Annotated in this window: 25 protein-coding genes and 1 pseudogene; 6 read left to right on the top strand and 20 right to left on the bottom strand. The window is 71.7% G+C overall.

What is annotated here, in order from left to right:
- Positions 1-182: 182 nt before the first annotated feature.
- Complete coding sequence (locus ACIA8N_RS07285; protein ID WP_365781597.1) at positions 183-944, bottom strand: isoprenyl transferase; 762 nt, start codon at positions 942-944, stop codon at positions 183-185.
- A 126-nt stretch (positions 945-1,070) separates the two neighbouring features.
- Between ACIA8N_RS07285 and mgrA the strand changes: the two genes are divergently transcribed.
- Positions 1,071-2,108 (top strand): L-glyceraldehyde 3-phosphate reductase, encoded by a 1,038-nt coding sequence (mgrA, locus tag ACIA8N_RS07280; RefSeq protein ID WP_365781595.1) that lies wholly within the window; start codon positions 1,071-1,073, stop codon positions 2,106-2,108.
- A 283-nt stretch (positions 2,109-2,391) separates the two neighbouring features.
- On the opposite strand, the gene ACIA8N_RS07275 is transcribed toward mgrA, so the two are convergent.
- Positions 2,392-3,129: an A24 family peptidase gene (locus ACIA8N_RS07275; RefSeq protein ID WP_365781593.1), complete on the bottom strand. Its 738-nt coding sequence runs from the start codon at positions 3,127-3,129 to the stop codon at positions 2,392-2,394.
- Positions 3,130-3,332: 203 nt separating this feature from the next.
- Between ACIA8N_RS07275 and ACIA8N_RS07270 the strand changes: the two genes are divergently transcribed.
- Positions 3,333-3,722: a DUF192 domain-containing protein gene (locus ACIA8N_RS07270; RefSeq protein WP_365781591.1), complete on the top strand. Its 390-nt coding sequence runs from the start codon at positions 3,333-3,335 to the stop codon at positions 3,720-3,722.
- Here the strand turns inward: ACIA8N_RS07270 and ACIA8N_RS07265 are convergent.
- Both ACIA8N_RS07265 and ACIA8N_RS07260 read right to left on the bottom strand, forming a co-directional pair.
- Positions 3,694-4,794: a glycosyltransferase family 39 protein gene (locus tag ACIA8N_RS07265; protein WP_365781589.1), complete on the bottom strand. Its 1,101-nt coding sequence runs from the start codon at positions 4,792-4,794 to the stop codon at positions 3,694-3,696. The two genes, ACIA8N_RS07270 and ACIA8N_RS07265, sit on opposite strands and share 29 nt — an antisense overlap.
- Positions 4,795-4,825: 31 nt before the next feature.
- Positions 4,826-5,281: a hypothetical protein gene (locus ACIA8N_RS07260; protein ID WP_365781587.1), complete on the bottom strand. Its 456-nt coding sequence runs from the start codon at positions 5,279-5,281 to the stop codon at positions 4,826-4,828.
- A gap of 121 nt (positions 5,282-5,402) precedes the next feature.
- Here ACIA8N_RS07260 and ACIA8N_RS07255 point away from each other — a divergent pair, with 121 nt between their 5' ends.
- A complete protein-coding gene (locus ACIA8N_RS07255) occupies positions 5,403-6,338 on the top strand; it encodes a hypothetical protein (protein WP_365781585.1) in 936 nt (311 codons plus the stop codon).
- On the opposite strand, the gene ACIA8N_RS07250 is transcribed toward ACIA8N_RS07255, so the two are convergent.
- The 12 genes from ACIA8N_RS07250 to ACIA8N_RS07195 form a co-directional block, all read right to left on the bottom strand.
- Positions 6,331-6,945, bottom strand: coding sequence for an OmpA family protein (locus ACIA8N_RS07250; protein ID WP_365781583.1), 615 nt, complete (start codon positions 6,943-6,945; stop codon positions 6,331-6,333). The two genes, ACIA8N_RS07255 and ACIA8N_RS07250, sit on opposite strands and share 8 nt — an antisense overlap.
- A gap of 9 nt (positions 6,946-6,954) precedes the next feature.
- Complete coding sequence (locus ACIA8N_RS07245; protein WP_365781581.1) at positions 6,955-7,539, bottom strand: hypothetical protein; 585 nt, start codon at positions 7,537-7,539, stop codon at positions 6,955-6,957.
- Between the two features lie 28 nt (positions 7,540-7,567).
- Entirely contained in the window at positions 7,568-8,140 is a 573-nt protein-coding gene (locus ACIA8N_RS07240) for a pilus assembly protein TadG-related protein (RefSeq protein ID WP_399415875.1), read from the bottom strand.
- Between the two features lie 56 nt (positions 8,141-8,196).
- On the bottom strand, positions 8,197-8,406 hold the full coding sequence (locus tag ACIA8N_RS07235) for a Flp family type IVb pilin (protein WP_399416080.1): 210 nt from the start codon (positions 8,404-8,406) through the stop codon (positions 8,197-8,199).
- A 188-nt stretch (positions 8,407-8,594) separates the two neighbouring features.
- The gene (locus ACIA8N_RS07230) at positions 8,595-9,485 is read right to left on the bottom strand and encodes a DUF5936 domain-containing protein (protein WP_030548753.1); all 891 of its coding nucleotides are present in this window, start codon (positions 9,483-9,485) and stop codon (positions 8,595-8,597) included.
- Positions 9,486-9,498: 13 nt separating this feature from the next.
- On the bottom strand, positions 9,499-10,440 hold the full coding sequence (locus tag ACIA8N_RS07225) for a type II secretion system F family protein (protein WP_365781579.1): 942 nt from the start codon (positions 10,438-10,440) through the stop codon (positions 9,499-9,501).
- Positions 10,441-10,488: 48 nt separating this feature from the next.
- Complete coding sequence (locus ACIA8N_RS07220) at positions 10,489-11,835, bottom strand: CpaF family protein (protein ID WP_365781577.1); 1,347 nt, start codon at positions 11,833-11,835, stop codon at positions 10,489-10,491.
- Positions 11,832-12,227 (bottom strand): TadE/TadG family type IV pilus assembly protein, encoded by a 396-nt coding sequence (locus tag ACIA8N_RS07215; RefSeq protein ID WP_365781574.1) that lies wholly within the window; start codon positions 12,225-12,227, stop codon positions 11,832-11,834. Before ACIA8N_RS07215 ends, ACIA8N_RS07220 begins: the two co-directional genes overlap by 4 nt.
- Positions 12,224-12,604, bottom strand: a complete 381-nt coding sequence (locus tag ACIA8N_RS07210) for a TadE/TadG family type IV pilus assembly protein (protein ID WP_365781572.1) — start codon at positions 12,602-12,604, stop codon at positions 12,224-12,226. Before ACIA8N_RS07210 ends, ACIA8N_RS07215 begins: the two co-directional genes overlap by 4 nt.
- Positions 12,605-12,607: 3 nt before the next feature.
- Positions 12,608-13,861, bottom strand: coding sequence for an AAA family ATPase (locus ACIA8N_RS07205; protein ID WP_365781570.1), 1,254 nt, complete (start codon positions 13,859-13,861; stop codon positions 12,608-12,610).
- Between the two features lie 7 nt (positions 13,862-13,868).
- Positions 13,869-14,576, bottom strand: a complete 708-nt coding sequence (cpaB, locus tag ACIA8N_RS07200) for a Flp pilus assembly protein CpaB (protein ID WP_365781568.1) — start codon at positions 14,574-14,576, stop codon at positions 13,869-13,871.
- A 76-nt stretch (positions 14,577-14,652) separates the two neighbouring features.
- Entirely contained in the window at positions 14,653-15,759 is a 1,107-nt protein-coding gene (locus ACIA8N_RS07195; RefSeq protein ID WP_399415870.1) for a hypothetical protein, read from the bottom strand.
- Between the two features lie 370 nt (positions 15,760-16,129).
- On the opposite strand from ACIA8N_RS07195, the gene ACIA8N_RS07190 reads away from it, so the two are divergent.
- Positions 16,130-17,857: a glycosyl hydrolase family 18 protein gene (locus ACIA8N_RS07190; RefSeq protein ID WP_365781566.1), complete on the top strand. Its 1,728-nt coding sequence runs from the start codon at positions 16,130-16,132 to the stop codon at positions 17,855-17,857.
- 62 nt (positions 17,858-17,919) lie between these two features.
- Here ACIA8N_RS07190 and ACIA8N_RS07185 read toward each other — a convergent pair.
- Positions 17,920-18,747, bottom strand: a pseudogene (locus ACIA8N_RS07185) (serine/threonine-protein kinase); the annotation flags it as partial.
- Positions 18,748-18,917: 170 nt separating this feature from the next.
- Between ACIA8N_RS07185 and ACIA8N_RS07180 the strand changes: the two are divergent.
- Positions 18,918-20,282 (top strand): M14 family metallopeptidase, encoded by a 1,365-nt coding sequence (locus ACIA8N_RS07180; protein WP_365781564.1) that lies wholly within the window; start codon positions 18,918-18,920, stop codon positions 20,280-20,282.
- 59 nt (positions 20,283-20,341) lie between these two features.
- On the opposite strand, the gene ACIA8N_RS07175 is transcribed toward ACIA8N_RS07180, so the two are convergent.
- Genes ACIA8N_RS07175 through ACIA8N_RS07165 form a run of 3 tightly spaced genes read right to left on the bottom strand, consistent with a single transcriptional unit; the run spans position 20,342 to position 22,643 of the window.
- Positions 20,342-20,755 carry a RidA family protein gene (locus ACIA8N_RS07175; protein WP_365781562.1) on the bottom strand — a complete coding sequence of 138 codons (414 nt, stop codon included), beginning with the start codon at positions 20,753-20,755 and terminating at the stop codon, positions 20,342-20,344.
- The gene (locus ACIA8N_RS07170; protein ID WP_365781560.1) at positions 20,752-21,516 is read right to left on the bottom strand and encodes an IclR family transcriptional regulator; all 765 of its coding nucleotides are present in this window, start codon (positions 21,514-21,516) and stop codon (positions 20,752-20,754) included. Before ACIA8N_RS07170 ends, ACIA8N_RS07175 begins: the two co-directional genes overlap by 4 nt.
- On the bottom strand, positions 21,513-22,643 hold the full coding sequence (locus tag ACIA8N_RS07165) for a sugar kinase (RefSeq protein WP_365781558.1): 1,131 nt from the start codon (positions 22,641-22,643) through the stop codon (positions 21,513-21,515). The genes ACIA8N_RS07170 and ACIA8N_RS07165 overlap by 4 nt, the downstream gene beginning before the upstream one ends.
- A 144-nt stretch (positions 22,644-22,787) precedes the next feature.
- On the opposite strand from ACIA8N_RS07165, the gene ACIA8N_RS07160 reads away from it, so the two are divergent.
- Complete coding sequence (locus ACIA8N_RS07160) at positions 22,788-24,116, top strand: amino acid deaminase (RefSeq protein WP_365781556.1); 1,329 nt, start codon at positions 22,788-22,790, stop codon at positions 24,114-24,116.
- Positions 24,117-24,130 lie beyond the last annotated feature (14 nt).

The following is a 24,130-nucleotide window of genomic DNA, read 5'->3' as shown; positions in this document are numbered from 1 at the left end:
TACGTGTCCCGCACGGTCGTCCTGGTGCAAGGGGCCTCCCGGGTGGCGGTCTCCGTGCCGCTCACTTCACCAGGGGTATGCCCCTGAACAGGGGCTGTCATGCCACGGCATATGACGACGTGTTCATGAACACGAGGTGATCGGTTCCGACCGGGTCCGTGGCGCCCGTGAGGCGCCCGGCCTCAGGTGCCGTAACGCCGGTGCCGGGCGGCGTAGTCGCGCAGTGCCCGCAGGAAGTCGACCTTGCGGAAGGCCGGCCAGTGGACCTCGCAGAAGTAGTACTCGGAGTGGGCGCTCTGCCACAGCATGAAACCGGACAGGCGCTGCTCGCCGCTGGTACGGATCACCAGGTCGGGGTCGGGCTGCCCGCGCGTGTACAGGTGCTCCGAGATGTGCTCGACGTCCACGATCTCGGCGAGCTCCTCGAAGCTCGTCCCCCGCTCCGCGTGCTCCAGCAGCAGCGAACGCACCGCGTCCGCGATCTCCTGCCGCCCGCCGTACCCCACCGCCACGTTCACGAGTATCCCCGTGTTGGCGCGGGTGGCCTGCTCGGCCTCCTTGAGCACCGACTGGGTCCGGGACGGCAGCAGGTCCATCGTGCCGACGTGGTTCACCCGCCAGCGGCCGTCGGCGGCGAGCGAGCGCACCGCGTTCTCGATGATGCCGAGCAGCGGCACGAGCTGCTCCTCGGGCCGGTTCAGGTTGTCCGTGGACAGCATCCAGAGCGTGACGACCTCGACGTCCGTCTCGGCACACCAGCCGAGCAGCTCCTGGATCTTGTCCGCACCGGCCTTGTGGCCCTGCTCGGGGGTCCCCCCGGACGCCTTGGCCCAACGGCGGTTGCCGTCGAGGATGACCCCGATGTGCTTGGGCACCTGGGCGTGGTCGAGGCGGCCTTCCACCCGGCGTGCGTAGAGCCCGTACACCAGGTCGCGCAGGTTCACAGTTCTTACCCCTCCATGCACCGGCGGTCCGCCATGCAGCGGCGGTCCGCAAGCCGCCACACTACTGCGCACGGGCGACGGGCTCCCAGCCCGGGACTGTCACAAGTACGTGATAAGCAGAGATACGTGACTGATTCCCCCGTGTACCGCGCCTCCGCGGACCGCTACGACGCCATGGAATACCGCCGGTCGGGCCGCAGCGGCCTCAGGCTCCCGGCGATCTCGCTCGGCCTCTGGCACAACTTCGGCGACGACCGGGCGCTCGACAACCAGCGCGCGATCCTGCGCCGTGCCTTCGACCTCGGTGTGACCCACTTCGACCTGGCCAACAACTACGGGCCGCCCCCCGGCTCCGCCGAGCTGAACTTCGGCAAGCTCTTCGCCCAGGACTTCGCGTCCTACCGGGACGAGCTGATCGTCTCCACGAAGGCCGGCTACGAGATGCACCCCGGGCCGTACGGCGAGTGGGGCTCCCGCAAGTACCTGATGTCCTCGCTCGACGCCTCCCTGAAGCGGATGGGCCTCGACTACGTCGACATCTTCTACTCGCACCGCTTCGACCCGCACACCCCTCTCGAGGAGACCATGGGGGCCCTGGCCTCCGCGGTCCAGCAGGGCAAGGCGCTGTACGTCGGCGTCTCCTCGTACAACAGCGAGCAGACCGCCGAGGCCGCGCGGATCCTGAAGGACATGGGCGTCCCGGCGCTCATCCACCAGCCCTCGTACTCGATGATCAACCGCTGGACCGAGGACGACGGCCTCCTCGACACCCTCGAGGACGCCGGGATGGGCTGCATCTCCTTCGTGCCGCTGGCGCAGGGGCTGCTCACCGGCAAGTACCTGAAGGGCATCCCTGAGGGCTCGCGGGCCACCCAGGGCAAGTCCCTCGACCCGAACCTGCTCTCCGACGAGGTGCTGCGGCGGCTGCGTGGTCTCGCGGACATCGCGGCGCGGCGCGGGCAGACCCTGGCGCAGCTGGCGCTGTCGTGGGTCCTGCGGGACGAGCGGATGACCTCGGCGCTGATCGGCGCGTCCAGCGTCGCCCAGCTGGAGGAGAACGTGGGCGCGCTGGCGGGTGCGCCGCTGACCGCGGAGGAGCTGGTGGAGATCGACTCGTTCGCCGTGGACACCCAGGGCACGAACATCTGGGCCGGCCGGGGCTGAACCCCTGAGGGCCCCGCCGGGGCCCCGGAAAGAAAAAACGGGCCGGTCCGTGGGGGGGATACGGACCGGCCCGAGGGGGGGTTTCCACCATAACCCTTCGATACTCGTGTTGCGCGCCACGTACGCCGTACGAAGCATGGCGAATTCGCCGGAGCCCAGTCGGGACAAGGGATGCGGGGCCGTGTGGCGGGTTTGCGCCCCGGCGTGGCGGCGGAGTTCCGTCCCTCCCAAGAGGGACCGGCCGGGCAGGGCCCGACGTTGACGCGCGGGCCCCCGGGACGCCTCAGGGAAGCGCCGTGAACGCGCCGAGGAGAAGTCCGATCAGACCGCCCGCGAGCATGAACGGCCCGAAGGGGATCGCCGAGGACCGGCCGGCCCGCCGCAGCAGGACGAGACCGAACCCGTACACCGCGCCGAGCAGGAATCCAGCGAAGGCCCCGGTGAACAGGACGCCCCAGCCGTACCAGCCGAGGGCCGCGCCGAGCGGCACCGCCAGCTTCACGTCGCCGAAGCCCAGACCGCCCGGGTTGATCAGGAAGAGCCCCAGATAGGCGCCGCCCAGGACGAGCGCGCCGAGCAGCGCGTGGAGCCAGGAGCCCGCGTCGTACGGGAGGAGCTCGGCGCCCCCCAGGAGCAGCGGGACGGCGGCGGCGAGCGGCAGGGTGAGACCGTCCGGAAGCCGGTGCACGCGCGCGTCGACACCGGCGAGGAGCACGGCGAAGGGCGCGCAGAGCAGCCAGACCGCCAGTTCCGGCCGGGGTCCGCCGGTGGCGGCGGCGAGCGCGGCACACACGAGGGCGGTGAGCAGCGGCGCGGTGAGCGGGGCGGAGGTCGTCGCGCAGTCCCGCCGGCCGGGACCGCCGAGCCAGCCGCGCGCGGGCCCGACGAGCAGGTGCCCGGCGGGACAGCGGTCGCGCCACCGCTCCTCGGACGCCACGGAGAGCCGGTACGCGGCACGCGGCACGAGCAGCCCGACGGCGGCTCCCCAGAGGGTGGCGAGGGCGATCATCGTGACGTACACGGATGAGACCCTAGGGGGTGTCTTGCCGATCAGGCCGGATCAGGGAGCGGCGTCTGGTGCCGTGGATCGCAAGGCGGAGGAGGGCGCCATGGCGGAGCCATGGCAACCGACGACAACGCGGCGAGGCGCGGTGCCAGACGCCGCGAGCCCGGCATGATCGGCAAGACACCCCCTAGAGGCGGGTGCCCGCTACGGTCTGCCGCATGGGGAAATGGGCGGACGGGACGGGAACGCTGGGGCTGGCCGCACGGGAGGTTCCGCTGGAAGTGGCGGCCTCGTACCGGGCGCGGCGGCGGGGGCTGCTCGGCCGGGACGGGGTGACGGGGGCGTTGCTGATCGTCCGGACGAACAGCGTGCACACCTTCGGCATGCGGTTCGCGATCGACGTGGCGTATCTGGACCGCGGGCTCAGGGTCCTGTCCGTGGTGACGATGCGGCCGGGACGCCTCGGCATGGTCAGGCCGCGCGGCCGGCACGTCCTCGAGGCCGAGGCGGGGGCGATGGCCGGCTGGGGGCTGCGGCCGGGAGTACGCGTGCGCGTGGATGTCGCGGACGCCACGGACGTCACGGCGGGCCCGACCCGAGCAGAGTGAAGGCCCCGTAGGCGGCGGAGGCCAGGGCGAGTCCCGCGAGGACCGGCGCCAGGGCACGGTTCCGCAGCCGCGCGAGGGCCACGGCGGGCGGGAGCAGCAGCCCGAACGCCGGCATCATCAGGCGCGGCCGGGACCCGAAGTAGGCGGCGCCGACGAGCGAGACGAGGACGACACCGATCGTGTAGACGAGCACCGGCAGCGGCTGCCGCTGCCGTACGCACAGCGCGAGCAGCCAGCCGAGCAGCGCGAGCGCCGCGCACAGCCCGAGGGCGGCGGGCCACGGCAGGCCCAGGATGAACCTGCCGAGGGCGACACCGCCGTCGATGGAGTTGCCCCAGGCCGCCTGGACGTCGAAGTAGGCGGTGGGAGCGCCCTCGCGTACGCCGACGTACACGACGTGGCCGAGCCAGCCGAGCGGGGCGATCAGGACCCCGGCCACCGTCGCCAGGGGCAGCCGCCGGTCCCGGACGAGCGTGACGAGGGCCGTGATCCCGAGGGCCGCGATCAGCGCGGCGGCCGTCGGCCGGGTGAGCCCGGCGGCGGCGCACAGGACACCGGCCAGGATCCAGCGCCCGCGCAGGACGGCGTACAGCGACCAGGCGGCGAGGGCGGTGAACAGCGTCTCCGTGTACGCCATCGACTGCACGAACGCGGTCGGGTAGACGCCCCAGAGAACGGCGAGCACGACACCGGCCCGGGGCCCGAACGCCTGCGCGCCGCACCGGTGGATGCCCCAGGCGGCGACGAGCCCGGCGGTCCAGGAGACGAGCAGTCCGGCGGTGGCCGCGTCGACGGGCAGGACGGCGGAGAGACCGCGCTCAAGGGCCGGGAAGAGCGGGAAGAAGGCCAGGTCGGAGTGGACGTCGCCGTTCGGCAGCGTGACCTCGTACCCGTAACCGTGCTCGGCGATCCGCACGTACCAGACGGAGTCCCAGCGTCCCTTGAGCCGGTGGAGCCCGTCCTCGCCGGTCACGGCGGCGGCGATCGCGAGGACCGCGAGGCCGACGAGGCGGGTCACGGCGTACCCGCCGAGGGCGAGGAGGGTGGTGCGGTCGGGCCTGGTCAGGGACATGCGCCCGATTATCCCGGGGCGGTCCGGACGGTCAGCCGAGGGGCCTTATACGGACGAACTTCGCGGCCATGACGGGGCCGAGCTGCTGGACGATGGCGTGCCCGGGCTCGTGGGGGGAGGGCAGGTCGCCGAGGAAGGAGGTGACGATGACCTCGTCGATGCCGAGGACCCCGCGACAGCTCTGCTCCTCCAGGAACGCGAGGGTGCGGCGCCAGTCGGCGGCGGTGGCCGGGGCCTCGCCGAGGAAGGAGCGGACGGTGTCCTGGACGACGTCCCAGAAGAACACGTGCGGCAGCACGACGCCCTGGCGGAAGACATGGTCCTCGTACACGTCCCGGAACTCGGGGATGCGGGCGACGAGATCACTGACCAACCGCACACTCGGCGTCTCACCCGGCGTCTCGCTCGGAATCCCGCCCGGCGTCTCACCCGGCGTCCCGCCCGGCATCTCGCTCGGCATCTCGCTCGACGTTGTCGTCGTCGTCATCTGTCCAGAATGCTCCCACCCCGGCCGACCTGTCCCTCCCTTTGCGCATTCCTGACGACAGCTTTCGGCAGGTTTTCCACAGGGGGTGCGAAGTGTCCCTCTTCCGTGGATCGTTGGGCGTATGTACGAGTTGGCGATCCTCGCCGGGGGCGGGGTCCTCCTGACGGTCTGGGCGGTCGCGGCGGGCTGCCCGCCGGGCCGGCTTGCGGCGCGCCTGCGCCGGGACGGCTGGCAGTGGATCTGCCGGGGCGCGTGGGCGGCCCCGGGGAAAGAAGTGGACTGGCGGGTGAGGGCGACGGCGCTCCAGTGGCTCCGTCCGGAACTGGTGTGCAGCCACGGGACGGCGGCGGAACTGCACCGCATCGAACGACTCGGAGCGGACGATCGGGCGGCCGGCATCCTGGAATTCACCGCGCTCCCACCGACAGGCTCGTCACGAGGAGACCGGATACGGGTGCGAGTGACGAGGTATCTGACGGACCATGACCGCACGATCCGCCGGGGACTGCGGACGACGACCCCGGTGCGCACGGTCGGCGACCTCATACGGGACGCCGGGAGCCGCGAGGAGGCCGTCGTGGTCGCGGACTCGGCGCTCGCACGGCGGGCCGTCGCAGGAGTACGGCGCGAACCGCTCGTCCGATACGAGGAACTCACCGCCGAACTCGCCGCCGAACGGCGGGGAGCGGCCCGCGCCCGGACCTGGCTGCCGCTGGCCGAGCCGGCGTCGGGCTCCCCGGCGGAGACGGTCGCACGGCTGCGGATACGGGACGCCTGGCTGCTCCCGGAGTCCCAGCCGACGCTACGGACCTCGGACGGGCGACTGCTCCTCCGCCCCGACTTCCTCTTCCGCGCGGAGGGCCTGGCGGTGGAGGTCGAGGGCTACGCCTTCCACGGCACCCGTGACGCCCACGAACGGGACGTCGCCCGTTTCAACGCGCTTCAGTCCTGCCCGGAGGTGCGGCGGGTGCTGCGGTTCACGGCGGACGAGGTCTTCCACCGCCCGGACCGCATGACGGCCACGATCCAGGCGGCGCTGACGTCGCTGTCTAGGTGACGGGAGAGGTACGGGGGAAGGAGATCTCGACGCGGCGGTTCTTCTTCCGGCCTTCCTCGGTGCCGTTGTCGGCGATCGGGTAGTCCTCGCTGTACCCGCGGATGTCGAACGTCGTCGACGGGTTGAGGCTCCGCGCGAGCACCTGCTGCACGGCGACGGCGCGCTCCTTCGACAGCTTGAGCCCGTGCTCGTACGTCCCGAGGTTGTCGGTGAACCCGAAGACCCGGACACGACCGGACCCCAGCTTGTTGATCTCGGCGGCGACGGCGGTGAGACGGGCGTTGGCGGCGGGCCCGAGCTTGGCACTGTTCTTCGGGAAGAGCACCTCGGCCTGGAGCGCGAAGGTCACGTCCACGTTGGTGTCCTGCCGGCGCTGCTGCCCGCCCTCCTCCTCGACGATCTGCTTGATGTCGAGAACCTTGGCGGGCGCGAGGGTGGCACCGTCGGGAAGCATGAGCCCGGGCGCGTTCGCGTCGATGGCGGGTGCGGGGGCCGCGATGCCGGCGGAGCCGGGCGGATCGTCGGCGTGCGCGGAGGGCACGGTGAGCGGCCCCAGCGCGACGGAGGCGATGGCGAGGGCGGCGAGCCGGCGGTATGTCGTCGTCATGGCGTCGCCTCAGGAGAGCTTGAGGGTGGCGGGTTCGAAGGTGGGGAGCTGGAAGGAGACCTCGGTGGTGGAGGCGGGGGGTGCGGGGAATTGCATGAACACGGCGGCGGTCCCCCCTGCGGGGAGGATGTCGATCCCGGTAGTGGTCAGTGGGCGCCCGTCTGTATCACGCAGCACGTAGTAGCGCTTCTTACCCACTGAGTCGATGAGCGTGGCCCCTCCCAATGAGTTTCCGTGCTCCATGACCTCTGTTTCATCGCCCCTAATTTGGCCGGGAAGTGCAAGGGATCGCGAGGAAGTGTTCTTCAAGGCACCCTTGATGGTCAGGAATCCGCCCGCGTCCCTGTCTGCTGCGGTGATCACGAGCTCAACCCCGTCCTTCCCCTTGAGAAGAGCCAACGTCTCGACGGGTTCATCAGCCGTCTGCGCGCCCTCCGTGGACGCCTGGCTCTTAGGAGGAGCAGTCGTTGTCGGGGCGGGCTTATCTGACGCGGGCTTCTCCTCGGCGCCACAGCCGGCCACGAAGAGTGCCACCGACGCAACGGCGACGACGGCCACCGCCCCCCGGCGATTCCATGCGTACCGCACGCTCATGTACCGCTCTTCCTTTGCTCGTCGCGGGTCATTCGGACAGTCGGACAGTGAACAGGTCGGTGACGCTGGGAAGCCTGGGATCCTCCGGGTCGATCTCCCACTCCTCACCCTTGCACTCGAGCCCGAGGATCGGACCGGGCTCCTCCTCTTCAGGCTCATCCGACGGAGGAGGAGAAGGCGGCGGCTCGGAAGTGGGCGGCTGATCAGGCTCGTCATACGTGCAACGCGGCTCGATCACCGCCTCGGCGGACGCCTCGGCGGCATTCGGCTCTCCACCCGTCGTGAGCACGGTAACTCTGAAGCCGCTGCCCTCAGAGGACAGCGGCTGGCAACCAGGACTGACCACCACAGCCCCGTTGCGGGAAGCGAAGTCAGCCGCGCTGCCACAGGCAGCGGCGTGGATATACGCCTCGCCCGCAAGGAACCCGTCCCATTGTTTCGGATCGAGGATCACTTTGAGCCAGCCCTCCCGCAACTGCTCACGGGCATCCTGCGCCGCCGCGAGGGCCGCCGCATCTGCAGCGGTCTGAGCACCGTTCCGAGTGACAGCTGCCTGTCCCACCATGAAGTAGGCGAAGGCCAGAAACAACAGCCCTGCCACGACCGCGATATAGACAGGGAAGGCCTGCCCGCTTTCGTCGCCCCAGTTCCGCGACCCTACTTCCCCGTCAGATCGGCAATCTTCTGGGTAATCGCGTTCTTGATCGAATTCCCGATGTCCGTTCCGGTGATCGCCACCACGATCGCCACCACCACCACAATGATCCCCAGGTACTCCACCGCCGTCTGGCCGCGGTCCCTCGACCGGGTCCATGTGGTCAGTTCGAGCCTGGCCTTGGTCAAGGCCTTCAGCATCGCGTCGTTCATCGTGGTCCCCTCCGCGTTCAGACGCTTGCGCTCGGACACCGTGCGCCCGGCTCATCGGGTCGGCCTGGTGCCCGGCCAGGAGGCGGGGGTGGTGGTTCGACGTCGGGTCCACGACTCCACCTCCCTCACACTCAGTCCGCACTCTGGCACATCCTGTTGCGCGCGCGAAGGGCTTTCCCGTGAATATGTCACCGGTCGCCCGTCACCGAGCCGAAGTCGGTGCCCGTACCCAGGAACAGGCCCGCGCCCAGCAGGATCATCGTCGCCGGGACCATCAGCGTCGTGATCACCATGGTCGCCTTCGGAACCGCCTTCGCGGCCTTGCGCCGAGCGTTCTGCGCGTCCGTGCGCCGCATGTCGTTGGCGATCTGGATGAGCGTGTCGACGATCGGCGCGCCGAGTTCCTCGCCCTGCTGGAGGGCCGTCACGAACTGGGCCACCTGCTCGGAGTCGTTGCGTCGGCGCAGTTCGTCGAAGGCCTGGCGGCGGCTGACGCCCATGTCCATCTGGCGCAGCGTGATGCGGAGTTCGTCCGACCACGGGCCCTCGTACTTCTCCGCCACGCGTTCGAGCGCCTGACGGAAGCCGAGGCCCGCCGAGACGACGACGGCCAGCACGTCCAGGAAGTCCGGCAGCGTGCGTTCGATCTGGTCCTTGCGGATGCGGACCGCCGACCAGATGCCGACCTCCGTCCAGAACGCGCCGAACGCGAACAGCAACAGCGCCACCAGGAACGACCCTCGCGACAGCATCAGCAGGCCGCCCAGGACGCCCAGGAAGCCGTAGACCGCCCGCCTCGCCCCGTAACGGTCGATGGTGAGGCCGCCGGGGTTCCCGGCGAGGTCGATGCGCCGGCGGACGGCGTTGACGCGTTTGGGGCCCATCAGACGGAGCACCGCCGGCGACCAGCGCATGCCCAGGCGGTCGACCGCCGAGTCGACGGCTCCCGTACGCGTCGCGCCGACCTCCAGGGCGAGCTTGAGGTCGTCGGGGAGCCGGGCGTCGGCGCGGTAGAGCCGCAGGCCGTAGGCGATGCCGGCGACGGCGAGGCCGGCCAGGAGGGCGAGGAGGAGGTCCATGGCGCGCCCGTCCCTATACGTCGATCTTCGAGAAGCGGCGGATGGCGACGAAGCCGACCACGTACAGGGCGAACGCGGCGACGACGGCGAACTGCCCGATGGCGGAACCGGTCATCCGGTCGAGGGCGCCGGGCTGCATGTTGTCGATGAGCAGGAGCGAGCCGACGCCGATGACCGGCACGGAGTACGCGGTCATGCTCACCTGGGAGAGCTGGGTGCGGACCTCGCGCCGGGTCTCCTTGCGTTCCTCCAGGGTCTCGGTGAGGTTACGCAAGGAGGAGACGACGGTGCCGCCGGCCCGGTTGGCGAGGACGAGGGTGGTGACGAGGACGACGAGTTCGCGGGAGGGCAGGCGTTCGGCGAGTTCGCCGAGGGCGTCGTCGAGCGACGTACCGACGGACAACTGCTGCGCCACCTTCTCCAGTTCGTCCCCGGCCGGAGCCTCCAGCTCGTCGGCGGCCAGGCTGAGGGCCATCCGCAGGGCGAGTCCGGCCTGCGTGGCGTTGGCCAGGATGCGGGACAGCTCGGGGAGCTGGTTGATGAACTTCTCGATGCGCTTCTGGCGCTGCCAGCTGAGGAAGCCCATCGCCACCCACACGCCGAGCAGTCCGCAGATCGGGCCGAAGAACGGGGACAGGGCCGCCTGACCGACGATCCACAGGGCGGCCACGGTCAGCGCGAGGCCGACCGTGAACTCGCCCGGGGTCACGTCGAGGCCGGTGGCCGCGATCCGGAGCTCCAGTCTCCGACCGAGGGCGGTCCTGCGGACGCGCCGGTCGACGCCCCGGAAGCGGCGCCTGCGGCGGCCCCCGGTCTCGGGCTCGCCCGACTCGTCGAGCCGGGCGACGAGTGCCGCGTGCCGGCGGGCCCCGCTCGCGTACAGCTGGACTCCGGCGATGCCCAGGACGCAGCAGAGCACGGCCACGCCGAGCGTCAGCCACACGGGATCGGTCATTGCGCCTTTGCTCCTGGTAGTCGGCGGGTCGGCTGGTCGGCGGGTCGGTTAGTCGGCTTCGCGGGTGGTCAGGTGGGCGTCGGTGGCGGCCACGCCGAAGGCCTGCGGGATGGGCTGGCCGGCCAGGTAGAGGCGTTCGGCGACCCGTCGGGGCAGCGGGTGGTACGTGAACTGCCCGTACACCCGTCCGTCTGCGGCGAGCGGCTGCGCCTGGAAGCGGCAGACCGTCGCGAGCAGGAACCGCTCCCGCCCGTGGGAGGCGAGGACGGAGATCTCGGTGATGCGGCGGGTGCCGTCGGGGTGCCGGGTGAGCTGGACGAGCACGTCGACCGCGCTGTTGATCTGGTCGCGGAGCGCCTCGAACGGCACCTTCACCTCCGACATGGAGGCGAGGGTCTGGAGCCGCATGAGGGCGTCCTCGGCGGAGTTGGCGTGAACGGTGGCGAGGGAGCCGTCGTGACCGGTCGACATGGCCTGGAGCATGTCGAGGGTCTCGCCGCCGCGGACCTCTCCGACGATGATCCGGTCGGGGCGCATGCGGAGCGAGTTGCGCACGAGGTCGCGGATGGAGATGGCTCCGCGGCCCTCGATGTTGGGCGGGCGGGCCTCCAGGCGGATCACGTGGGACTGCTGGAGCTGGAGTTCCGCCGAGTCCTCGATGGTGATGATCCGCTCGCCGTCGGGGACGAGACCGGAGAGGGCGTTGAGCAGGGTGGTCTTCCCGGTGCCGGTGGCGCCGGAGACGATCAGGTTGAACTTGGCCTGCACGAGCCCGGAGAGCAGGAGCAGCATCTGCTCGTCGAGGGAGCCGAAGCCGATCATCTCGTGGAGCGTGTACGCCCGGGGGAAGCGGCGGATGGTGAGGGTCGCACCGGTGAGGGACAGCGGCGGGATGATGACGTTGACGCGTTCGCCGGAGGGGAGCCGGGCGTCGACCATCGGGTTCGACTCGTCGACGCGCCGGTTGACGGTGGAGACGATCCGCTCGATGGTCTGCATCAGCTGGTCGTGCGAGGCGAAGCGGAGCGGGAGGAGTTCGACGCGGCCGTTGCGCTCGATGAAGATCTGGTCCGGGCCGTTGACCATGATCTCGGTGATGGAGGCGTCTTCGAGGAGCGGTTCGAGTACGCCGAGTCCGAGGGCCTCGTCGACGACACGGCGGATCAGCTGGGCGCGCTCGGCGGTGGAGAGGACCGGCCCCTCACGGCTGATGATGTGGCCGAGGACGCGCTCCAGGCGGGCGCGCCGCTCGGCGGCCGCCAGGGCGGACATCTCGGTGAGGTCGATCTCCTCCAGGAGCTTGGCGCGGAAGGCGGCGACGAGGTGGCCGTCCTCCCGGCCGGCCGCGTTGCCGCCGTGCTCTTCGGGAGAGTTGATCCGGGCACGCAGGCTCATGGCCCCTCCTCCTGGTCCGGTGACATCGGCATGGTGGCGGTTTCCTCGACTGTTCCGAAGCCGCTCCAGAAGGGGACGACTGAGGGGATCTCGACCCTGACGGTGACGACGGCCGCGTCGCCTTCCTCGTACGACGTGACAGAGGGGTTGATCCAGCCGCTCACCGCGGCCTCGGCGGCGGCCTCTGCGCTGGGGGCGCCCTCGTCCTCGTCCATGCTCGCGGCCCTCGCCGCCGCGCGGGCCGCCGTGCCCGCCTGCTGCGCGGCGTACGCGGCGACGCCGAGCTGGAACCCCGCGAGGCCGACAAGCAGCAGGATCGGCAGGAATCCGAGGTACTCGATGGCGGCCTGGCCCCGGTCACGGGCCTTGAGGGCGCGCGGTTCTTCGCTCATGGGGTGGGGACCTCCGATATCGCGCCCGCCTTGCCCTCCACGTCGAAAAGCCCGCCCACGCCCGGCACCAGGACGGGGACCCGGATGGTCACGACCGCCGTCACCATGGGGTCACCAGGGGGACAGGTCACCAGGGCCCCGTCCGCCCAGGCGCCGTCGAGGTGACGTCTCCCGGCCTCGTCGTAGTCCTCGCCGACCGCGCACGCGCGTACCGCCTCGTCCGCCGCGTTCCCCGCCAGCGTGTACGTGTACCCCACCAGGACGACCTGCCAGAGCAGGACGAGGGTGAGCAGGATGACCGGCACCATGCCGAGGAACTCGATCGCCACCTGTCCTCCGTCACCCCGTCCCCTGTCGTCGTCCCGGTGGGTACGCATGCCTCAGCGTCCTCCGGTACGGCGCCGCAGCCCGAGCGAGCCCCGGTCGCCGACCCGGGCGAGCTGTTTGCCCGGTTCGGTCGCCGGCGTGCCGACCAGGCCCAGTTCGCCCGCGAGGGCCCACAGGGCCTGCTTGACGGTCGACTTGGCGTCGAGTTCGTGCAGCCGGCCCGCGTCGACGACGGCCTGGAGTTCCTTGAAGTGGGCGGGGACGGCGGTGCCCGCGATCCGGGTGGCGGTGATCTTCTGGACGAGGGGTGGCTGGATCTCGGTGGAGCGGTGGTGGCGGTTGACGACGGTGACCGTCTCCTCGGCCTTGCGGACCTGGAGCCGTTCCCACATCCGTACGGTCCGTTTGGCGGCCCGGACGGCGACGACGTCGGGGGTGACGACGAGCAGGGCCGTGTCGGCCATCTCGATGGCGGCGGCGTTGGCGCTGTTGAGCTGGGAGCCGCAGTCGACGACGACGACCTCGTGCCGGCCGCGCAGGGCGCTGACGATCTGGCGGGCGGCCCGGTCGGTGACCTCTTCGCCGCGCTCGCCCTCCGCCGGGGCGAGGAGGAGAGAGAGGCCGGTCTCGTGGACGTACACGGCGTCCTGGAGGACGCGGGGCGAGATGTCGGCGATGGAGGCGAGGTCGGCGACGGAGCGCCGGAACTGGACGTCGAGGTAGGAGGCGATGTCGCCGCTCTGGAGGTCCATGTCGACGAGGGCGACGGTCCGTCCGGAGGCGCGGGCCGCGAGGGCGAGGTGGACGGCGGTGACGGTGGTGCCGACGCCGCCCTTGGCTCCGCTGACGGTGACGACGGTGCCGCCGGGCCCCGTGACCTGCTCGGCGCCCCCGCCGAGGTGGCGGCGGACGCCGACGGACCACTGGGCGGCGGCCTGGACGCGGCTGGCGAGTTCCTCGTAGCCGAGGGGGAGGGTGACGAGTCCGCGGGCGCCGGAGTCCATGGCGGCGGAGAAGAGGACGGGGCTGGCGTCGGCGGTGATGAGGACGACGCCGACGGCGGGGAAGCGGAGGGCGACCTCGCGGACGAGTTCGAGCGCGGGGACGGGCCCGATCCGCTCGTGCACGAGGACGACCTCGGGGAGTTCGTCGAGGGAGGCGGCGGCGAGCCGGGCGAGGGTGTCGACGAGCTGGGTGGAGTCGGTGACCGGCGGGGCGGGTTCGGCGTCGGGGAGCTGGCCGATGAGGGTGGTGACGGCCCGGGCCGCGTCGGGGTCGCCGACGGCCGGCAGGATCCTGGTGGTCATGCCGGCCTCACTTGTCCTTGTCGAGCGTGTAGGTGCGGTCGCGCTGGTCGGCCGGGGCGCCGCCGGTGGTGGGGGCGACGAGGGCGAGGCGTACGTGCTCGGCGAAGGACTCGGCGTACGCGACGCGCTGGGTGTCGAGGGTGGAGAGCGCGAAGCTGATCGGGACGGCGTTGGCGGCGCGGCCCGAGCGGTCGTTGCTGTCGCTGATCGGGGTGAGCTTGCCGACGGAGAGGACGCGGGCGCCGGCCACGATCATCCGCGACTGGGAGGGATCGTCCTTCTTCTCGCCCTCGAAGGTGGCGTAGATGTTGACCGTGGCGCCGGCGGTGATCTTTCCGGCGACTCCGGTGGCCGCGTCGATCATGATCGCGATCTCCTGCTGGCCGGGCTGGAGCTCGGGACGCTCGACGATCATGTCGGTCTGGAGGAGGGAGCCGGGACGGAGTTCGGTGACGGCGATCTTGCCCTCGATCTGGCGGAGGTCCGTGACGGCGGTCTTCGAGAGCCAGCGCTCGGGCATCGAGATCTTCTCGAAGTCGCCCGGTTTCAGGGCTGTGTAGGGGGCCACCTTGTCCTTGACCCGGTACGCGGTGGTCTCCGGGCCGACCTTGGAGTTCACGTCGCTGATGACGGTGAGCACGCCGGCGAAGGCCCCGAGCGCGCACAGGACGGACAGCAGCAGCAGGATGACGCCGCGGCGCTGGCGGGAGTTCATGGCCGGACTACCTCGATCGGAGACGTGGTCTGTGCGGACGGGAGGGACGCGGGGAACGAAAGCGGGCGCATGGGGCTCACGGCCGGTCGTGGGCGGCATGGGCGCCGGGGTGCCCGCCGGATCCGAGGGCCCGGGGGCCGGCGGGTGCGCCGCTTCCGAGGGCGTGCGGGTCGGGTTGCCCGCCCGGGGCCAGTTCACGGGGGTCCTGGCCGACGAGCTGCGCGGGCACACCGGCGGGATGGGCGGCCGGGCCGTCGGCGTGGGCGGACGGGCCCGTGAGCTGGGCGGCCCGGCCTCGGGGGCGGCCGGTCGCGCCCGAGGCCGTGCGGGTGGTCCGGTCCGGTGGTGCGCCCGCCGTCGCGTCCAGCGGCGCCCCGCAGAAGCCGCAGCGGTCGCCGATGAGGTCCATGGCGCACCAGTGGCAGGTCTCGCGCCGTACGGAGGAGACGAGCTGGTAGAGGACGGGCAGGTCGGGGAGGTACGCGGCGAACTCGACGAGTTTGCCGGTGCCCCACCAGCCTGGCGAGGTCTCGGGCAGCGGGGTCTCCTGGACGGCACCCTGGATCCGCCAGCGGGGTACGAGGGTGGCGGTGGGCCAGTCGGTCTGGAGCTGGCCGCGCGCGAGGAGGAGTTCGGTGGTGAATTCCGGCCCCGCGAGGGGCGTTTCTCCGGCGCCGCCGACGCGGGTGATCTGCGGCGTCGGTCCTGCGAGTACGGCGAAGTGGGCGCCGGGCAGCCAGCCCTTGAGGTGCGAGCCGAGGCTGACGGGGACGCGGTCGAGCTTGGAGACGGAGCCGAGGACGGCGCCCGCGTAGATGTAGTGGGCGAGGAGCCGGGCGGCGGAGGCGAGGACGCCGGGGCTGAAGTCGTAGCCGGCCAACTGCCTCATCTGGCGGACGAGTACGGCCGCGCCGAGGGGTGGCAGGTCGGTGCGGACCAGGGCGATCCGGTCGCTTTCGAGCAGGGCGCGGACGGCGCGCAGCCGGTTCTCGACGGCGGGCGGGGCGGAGGTGGGGCAGACGACGACCACGTGTCCGTACCGCGCGAGGAGCTGCTGCATGTCGGCGACGGAGGCGTCGAGCGACTGCGTTCCGGGGGCCGGGAGTACGGCGGCGTGCGGGGTTCCGGGATCGGTCGGCGGCAGCACCAGGTCGGCGCTGGTGACCGCGATCGCTGTCGGCACGTCGGACCCCCCGTCCCCTCCGGCCTCCCCGCTCCCGGGAGGCCGCGGATCACTGACCGCGTTCACGGCATCACCGCAGGGTGCTGCCGTCTCTGCAGCCTATCCACGTCCCCCGGGGTGGTGAACACACAATCCGCCAAGCTGTCGCGTTTTTCTTGGGACCCGGGGCCCGGCCCGCCCGGACCGCCGCACCCCGTCCGAACAGCCCTTCCCGCCAGAGGTCTTGACAACGCGATTGGTCTGGACCAGCTTGTGCGACAACGGTGGCCACCGTCCGCACTCCCCGCACCCCCCGCACCCCCGTAACGCCCCCTCCGTACGACGAAGACGACGTACGGCACCTCCACATCCCCAACTCCCCCACCGGAGGATGCACGTGGACCGCACCACCACCCGCCGTGAGGCCGCCGCGCCCGGACGCCGCTGGCTCGGCGGAGCCCTCGCGCTCGCCGTCGGCTCCGGGCTCGTCCTCGTCGGCGGAGCCGGCACCGCGCAGGCGGCCGACGTCAACGTCGCCAAGAACGCCGGCTTCGAGAGCGGCCTCGCCAACTGGTCCTGTTCCGCCGGGAGCGGCGCCGCCGTCTCCTCCCCCGTCCGCACCGGGGCCGGCGCCCTCAGGGCCACCCCTGCAGGACTCGACAACGCCAAGTGCGTACAGACCGTGGCCGTAAAGCCCAACTCGACGTACTCGCTGAGCGCCTGGGTCCAGGGCGGGTACGCCTACCTCGGCGCGACCGGCACCGGCACCACCGACGTCTCCACCTGGACGCCCGACAGCGCCGCGTGGAAGCAGCTCACGACGACCTTCACCACCGGGGCGAGCACGACCTCCGTCCAGATCTACACCCACGGCTGGTACGGCACCTCCCCCTACTCCGTCGACGACGTCAGCGTCTTCGGGCCCGACGGCGGCGGCGGCCAGGACCCCGATCCGGTCGTCCCCGCCACCCCGGCCGGCCTGGCCGCCGGCACGGTCACCTCGTCCTCGGTCGCCCTGAGCTGGGGCGCGGTCTCCGGCGCCACCGGCTACAAGGTGTACCGGGACGGCGCAAACCCGCAGACCGTGAGCGGCACGTCGACGACCGTCACCGGGCTCACCGCCGACACCGCGTACCAGTTCCAGGTCGCCGCGACGAACTCCGCGGGCGAGTCCGCGAAGTCCACCGCCGTGACGGCGCGGACCGCCAAGGTCACCGACCCGGGCCCCGGCCCTGCCGTGCCCAAGCACGCCCTCACCGGCTACTGGCAGAACTTCGACAACGGCGCGACGGTCCAGAAGCTGCGGGACGTGCAGTCGCAGTACGACATCATCGCCGTGTCCTTCGCCGACTCGACGGCCACGCCCGGCCAGATCGTCTTCAACCTCGACCCGGCCGTGGGCTACGCCTCGGTCGCCGACTTCAAGGCCGACATCGCCGCGAAGAAGGCCGCGGGCAAGTCGGTCATCATCTCGGTCGGCGGCGAGAAGGGGAACGTCACGATCAACAGTGACGCCTCGGCGACCGCCTTCGCGAACAGCGCGTACGCCCTCATGCAGGAGTACGGCTTCAACGGCGTCGACATCGACCTCGAGCACGGCATCAACTCCACCTACCTGACCAAGGCGCTCCGCCAGCTCTCCGCCAAGGCGGGCTCCACCATGGTCCTGACGATGGCCCCGCAGACCATCGACATGCAGAACACCGGCACGGAGTACTTCAAGACCGCGCTCGCCGTGAAGGACATCCTCACGGTGGTCAACATGCAGTACTACAACAGCGGTTCGATGCTGGGCTGCGACGGCAAGGTGTACAGCCAGGGCTCGGTGGACTTCCTCACCGCGCTCGCCTGCATCCAGCTTCAGGGCGGCCTCGCCCCGTCCCAGGTCGGCCTGGGCGTGCCCGCCTCCACCCGTGGCGCGGGCAGCGGCTACGTCGACCCGCAGATCGTGAAGAACGCGCTCGACTGCCTCACCAGGGGCACCGGCTGCGGCACCTTCAAGCCGGCCCAGACCTGGCCGTCGCTGCGCGGCGCGATGACCTGGTCGACCAACTGGGACGCGACGGCCGGCAACGCCTGGTCGAACGCGGTGGGCCCGCACGTCCACAACCTGCCGTAACCGCACGTCAGCACGTCAGCACGTCAGCACGAAACGGTGGCGCCGCCGGCCTCTCTTCCTCCCGGCGGCGCCACCGAGGGCGGAGCGGCCGTTGACCTCTCAGTCGTAGGCCGAGCCGTCGTACAGCGTGACGACTCATCGGCATCGGCGATCACTCCGCGGGCCCCGTCGGCGGCGACGAGCACGGGTGCGGGCGGGGGCGGCTCCGCCGGCACGGTGGGCAGAGCGGGCAGCGGTGGCACATCTCGTACGGGCGCCGGTGCCAGATCCGGTACGGGCGCCGGAGCCGCATCCTGTACGGGCGACGGCACACCCCTCGGCGTACCGTCGCCGAAGGGGCGCCCGCCCGCCGCGGCGACGAGTACGGCGCCCAGGGCGAAGGCGTCGGCGGCGCCCGTGACCTCCTCGCCGAGGGCCTGTTCGGGGGCGAGGTGGCCGGGGGTGCCGAAGGCCGTGCCGGTGGCGGTGAGCCGGGTCGACTCGACCGCGCGGGCGATGCCGAAGTCGAGGACGCGCGGCCCGTCCGGGGCCATGACGATGTTGCCGGGCTTGAGGTCGCGGTGGACCAGCCCGCAGGCGTGGATGGCTTCCAGGGCTTCGGCGAGCGCGGCCGCGAGCGAGCGGAGCCGCTCCTCGCCCATCGGGCCCTGGGCGGTGACGAGCGCCGAGAGGGTGGGGCCGGGGATGCAGGCGGTGGCGGGCCAGGGCGCCTCGGCGTCGGGGTCGGCGTCGACGACCTGCGCGGTGTGGAAGCCGCCGACCTGCCGGGCGGCGGCGACCTCGGCGCGGAAGCGGGCGCGGAAGGAGGGGTCGGCGGCGAGTTCCGGCCGCGCCACTTTGACGGCGACGGCACGCCCGCCACGCGATCGCGACAGATAGACGGTGCCCATACCGCCTCCGCCTAACTTGTGTTCGATGACGTATCTGCCGATGAGGGTCCCCACGGGGACAGCATGGCCGAACTGTCATCTTGACCGGTCCATGACATGGCCCCACCATGTGCCGCGGACACCCGCACGAGTTTGTCGCACACCCCCACACTCCCCACCCAGGAGACGACATGCGACGTCCCACCCGCGCCAGAAGGTCCGCCACCCTCGCGGCCCTCGTGGCGCTCGCCCTCGCGGCGCCCCTCTCCGCCCTCACCACACCCGCCGGGGCCGACCCGGCGACGACCGCCGCCCGCATCGCCGCCGGCGCCGAGGAGGTGATCCGGCAGTACGAGGTCGCCGGACCTTCCACCCCGGCCGCCCGCAGCGCGCTCACGGCCACCGGCGTCTCGATCGACGAGGTCGACGCACGCTCGGTCGTCGTCAGCGCCAACACCGAGCAGCTGAAGAACCTCAAGGCGCTCGGCTACAAGCCGGTCGCCCTGCCCGGCCCGCCGAACCGCACGGCCGAGGGCGACGCCCACGACCACGGCCTCGGTGCGCTCGACTTCCCCTCCGCCGACGCGAGGTACCACAACTACGCGGAGATGAACACGGAGATCGACCAGCGCCTCGCCGCCTACCCGTCCATCATGCGCAAGCAGGTGATCGGGAAGTCGTACCAGGGCCGGGACATCGTCGCCATCAAGATCAGCGACAACGTCGCCACCGACGAGAGCGAGCCCGAGGTCCTCTTCACCCACCACCAGCACGCCCGCGAGCACCTCACCGTCGAGATGGCGCTCTACCTCCTGCGCGAACTCGGCGCGGGCTACGGCACGGACTCCAGGGTCACCAACGCCGTGAACGGCCGCGAGATCTGGATCATCCCGGACCTCAACCCGGACGGCGGCGAGTACGACATCGCCTCCGGCTCGTACCGCAGCTGGCGCAAGAACCGGCAGCCCAACTCCGGTTCCTCGTACATCGGCACCGACATGAACCGGAACTGGAACTACAAGTGGGGCTGCTGCGGCGGCTCCTCCGGCTCCAAGAGCTCGGAGACCTACCGGGGCACGGCCCCCGAGTCGGCCCCCGAGGTGAAGGTCGTCTCCGACTTCGTGCGCGGCCGGGTGGTCGGCGGGAAGCAGCAGATCACCGCGGCCATCGACTTCCACACGTACAGCGAGCTGGTGCTCTGGCCCTTCGGCTACACCACGGCGAACACCGCGCCGGGCATGACGCAGGACGACCGGGACGCCTTCGCGACCGTCGGCGGGAAGATGGCCGCGAGCAACGGCTACACGCCCGAGCAGTCCAGCGACCTGTACATCACGGACGGCTCGATCGACGACTACCTCTGGGGCGTGCACCGGATCTTCGGCTACACGTTCGAGATGTACCCGGCGTCGTCCTCGGGCGGCGGCTTCTACCCGCCCGACGAGGTCATCGAGCGCGAGACGAGCCGCAACCGCGACGCGGTCCTCCAGCTCCTGGAGAACGCGGATTGCATGTACCGCTCGATCGGCAAGCAGGCCCAGTACTGCACGGCCTGACGGCACGTACGTGACAGGGCGCCCCGGCGGTCCACCGCCGGGGCGCCCTGCCACGGGTCTCAGCCGAGGACCGCGAGCGCGTCGATCTCGATGAGGAGGCCGGCCGGCAGGCCGACGTACACGGTCGTACGGGCGGAGGCCGGGGCCTTGAGGCCCTGCTCCTCGAAGTACTGGTTGTAGATCTCGTTCATCTCGGCGAAGTGGTCCACGTCGGTGAGGTAGACGCGCGTCATCATGACGTCGTCCCAGCTCGCGCCGCCCTCCTCCAGGATCGCCTTGACGTTGGCGAAGGTCTGGAGGGTCTGTTCGCGCAGGCTCGGGCCCGCGACCGTCGGGGGCTGTCCTTCGACGGCCGGCAGGAAGCCGACCTGGCCGGCGACCTGGAGGATGTTGCCCTTCCTCACACCGTGCGAGAACTTCGCGGGCGGGGTGGTGTGCGTGGGAGGGGTGAGGGCGATCTTCTCGAGGGTCATGCGCTGGCTTCCTTCGTCGGGGCTTCGCCGGAGTACTCGCGGCTGATGGCGTCCGCGGTGCCGCGCACCTGCGGGAGGAGGGAGAGGAGTTCCTCGGCGGTGACGACCACGTTGGGCGCCGAGACCGACATGGCGGCGACGACGCGCCCGTCGGCGCCGCGGATGGGGGCGCCGACGCAGTTGATGGACTCCTCGTGGCCGCCCAGGTCGGTGGCCCAGCCCTGTTCGCGTACGGTCGCCAGCTCCTTGAGGAAGGCGGCGGCGTTCGGGGTCGAACGGGACGTGTACGGGGGGTAGTCGAGCTTCACGGCGACGGCTCGGCGCTCCGGCTCCGGCAGGTCGGCGAGGAGCAGCTTGGCGACGGCGGCGACGGTGATCGCGACGGGCTTGCCGATGCGGGAGTACATGCGGACCGGGTAGCGGCTCTCGACCTTGTCGATGTAGACGACCTCGCCCTCCTCGTACACGGCGAGGTGGACGGTGTGCCCGATGCGCTCGTTGAGGGCCGTGAGGTAGGGATGGGCGATCTCGCGGATGTCGAGGTTCTCGACGGCCTCCTGCGCGAGGGCGAAGAGCCGGGCGCCGAGGCGGTAGCGCTGGTCCTGCTGCCGGTGGACGAGCCCGTGCTCGTGGAGGGTGCGCAGCAGGCGCAGGGCCGTGGACTTGTGGACACCGAGCCGCTCGGCGACCTGGCCGAGGTCGGCGGGGCCCTGGGCGAGCAGCGGCAGGATGCTGAGCGCCCGGTCGACGGTCTGGCTCATGGCGTACGTACCTCCTGGTCGTCCCCGGTCCAGCCGGGGCCGAGGTGAAGTGTGCCCCAGGCGGCCTCGTCGAGCGCGGCCAGCCGGTCGGCGTGGGCGCGGCGGGGAGGCGTGGCCAGGTCGGCGGGGACGGTGAGGGCGGCGGCGGCCATGAGGTGGCCGTGGCGGAGCCGGGTCCGCGTGTCGAGTCCGCGGAGGGTGGCGGAGAGGAACCCGGCGGCGAAGGCGTCGCCCGCGCCGACGGGGGCGACGACGTCGACGCGGGGGGCGGGGACGGAGAACTCAGCCCCGCCCGGGGGTCCCCCCGCGTCCGCAAGGGCGTGGGGGGAGTTCGAGGCGCGGGGGTCCGGGGGCAGAGCCCCCGGTTCGGGAAGGGGCGGGGTGGGGAAGGAGGCCGCGCAGCGCTCGAACACGACCGCCCCCTCGCCACCCCGCTTCACCACGAGCACCGCGGGCTCCCGCAGCACCGCCCGGATCGCCCCCGGCTCACCCACTCCCCACAGCGTCTCCGCCTCGTCCGCGCCGACGAAGACGAGATCCGCCCGCCGCGCCAGTTCGAGCAGCACGTCAGCGGCCGCCCCGGCTCCGTCCCGCCACAGCCCGGGCCGGTGGTTGACGTCGAACGAGACGAGCGGGCGGCCGGGCCGCGGCGCGGTGAGGTCCCGGAGCACCGCGAGACAGTCCGCCGACAGGGCGGCCGTGATCCCGGTGAGGTGCAGGATCCGCGCGTCGGCGACGGAGTCGTAGGGGACGGTGGCGGGCGACATGGCAGAGGCGGCCGACCCCGTCCGGTAGTAGGCGACCTCGTGGGCGCCGGTGGCCCTGTCGTCGGCCGTACGGAAGTAGACCCCGGTCGGCCGGTCCGGGTCGCGGTCCACGGCCCGGACGTCGACGCCGTACGCGCCGATCGTCTCCACCAGGTGGTCGCCGAACCCGTCCCGGCCGACGCGACCGACCCACTTCACGCGGTGTCCCGCGGCGGCGAGCGCGCAGGCGACGTTGGACTCGGCGCCGCCGATCGCGCGGGTGAAGGCGGGGACGTCGGCGAGGCGGCCCGGCCGGACGGGAAGGAAGGTGACCATGGACTCGCCGACGCACACCACGTCCGGGGGCGCGTGTCCGCTCACTCTCGGCTCCCTGTGGCTGCTGCGGGGCTGCGGGACGGGTCCATTGACCGGCCCTCGGCCCGGATGTTAGACAGCACTGAGCAATATGCGCAATGACCGTTGCATATTCCGCAACGCCTGCAGCGCCCACGACGAGGAGGCCTCATGCCCGACCCGGCGAACGAGACGCCCGACCCGGCCGACGCGACGCCCGATCCGGCGGACGAGACGCCTGACCTGGCCGACGAGCGCGTCGACCACCGCTTCAAGGGACTGCCCCCGGACGCCGAGGGCCTGACCGTCGGCGAGCTCTCGGCCCAGCGGCGCAACCTCTTCACCGGCGGCTACACCACCCCCGTCCTCGCCCTCTCCGCCGAGTCCGTCGAGCACAATCTGCGTCTCCTGGAGACCTACGCCGAACGGCACGGGCTCGCGTTCGCCCCGCACGGCAAGACCTCGATGGCCCCCCAGCTCTTCGACCGGCAGCTGGAGCACGGCGCGTGGGGCATCACCGCCGCCGTGCCCCATCAGGCGCGCGTCTACCGGGCCCACGGCATCGCGCGGATCTTCCTCGCCAACGAGCTCGTCGACGCCGCCGCCCTGCGCTGGCTCGCCGCCGAACTCGACGCCGACCCGGACTTCCGCTTCCTCTGTTACGTCGACTCCGTGCGCGGCGTCGAGCTGATGGACGAGGCCCTGCGCGCGGCGGGCGCGGCCCGCCCCGTGGACGTCGTCGTGGAGCTGGCCGCCGGCGCGAACGGGCGCACGGGCGCACGGACCGAGGCGGAGTGCGCGGCCGTCGCCGACGCGGTCGGGGGCGTCGCCACGCTGCGGCTCGTCGGCGTGGCGGGGTACGAGGGCACGATGCCGGGTGCCGACGCCGAGCGCGTACGGGAGTGGCTGCACCGGCTCGTGGGGCTCGCGGCGGACTTCGACAAGGCCGGCCGCTTCGACCCCTCGGTCGGCGAGATCGTGGTGAGCGCGGGCGGCAGCGAGTGGTTCGACGCGGTCGCCGAGGTCTTCGAGGAGATCCCCGGACTGTCGCTGCCCGTCCTGAAGTTGCTGCGCTCCGGCGCGTACGTCTCGCACGACGACGGCCAGTACCGCGAGAGGACCCCCTTCAACCGGATCCCCGAGGAGGGCGCGTTGCAACCCGCGTTCCGGCTGTGGTCGCAGGTCGTCTCCCGGCCGTCCGCCGAGCAGGCCTTCACCAACGCGGGCAAGCGCGACGCCGCTCACGACCTGCACCTCCCGGAGGCGCAGGTGGTCCGCGACGCCCGTACGGGCGAGATCCGCGCGGCGGAGGGCGTCACCGTCTCGGGCCTCTCCGACCAGCACGCCTGGCTCGCCACCGCGCCGGGGGCGGACCTGGAGGTCGGCGACTGGGTCGGCATGGGGCTCTCGCACCCCTGCACGTCCTTCGACAAGTGGCAGCTGATCCCGCTCGTCGAGGCCGACGGCACGGTGGTCGACCACATCCGCACGTTCTTCTGACATCTCACGGAAGC

It is taken from the genome of Streptomyces sp. NPDC051822 (genome assembly GCF_044452745.1).
GTDB lineage: Bacteria > Actinomycetota > Actinomycetes > Streptomycetales > Streptomycetaceae > Streptomyces.
The sequence above is the reverse complement of the archived record's forward strand: the minus strand, read 5'-3'. Positions and strand labels throughout refer to the sequence as shown.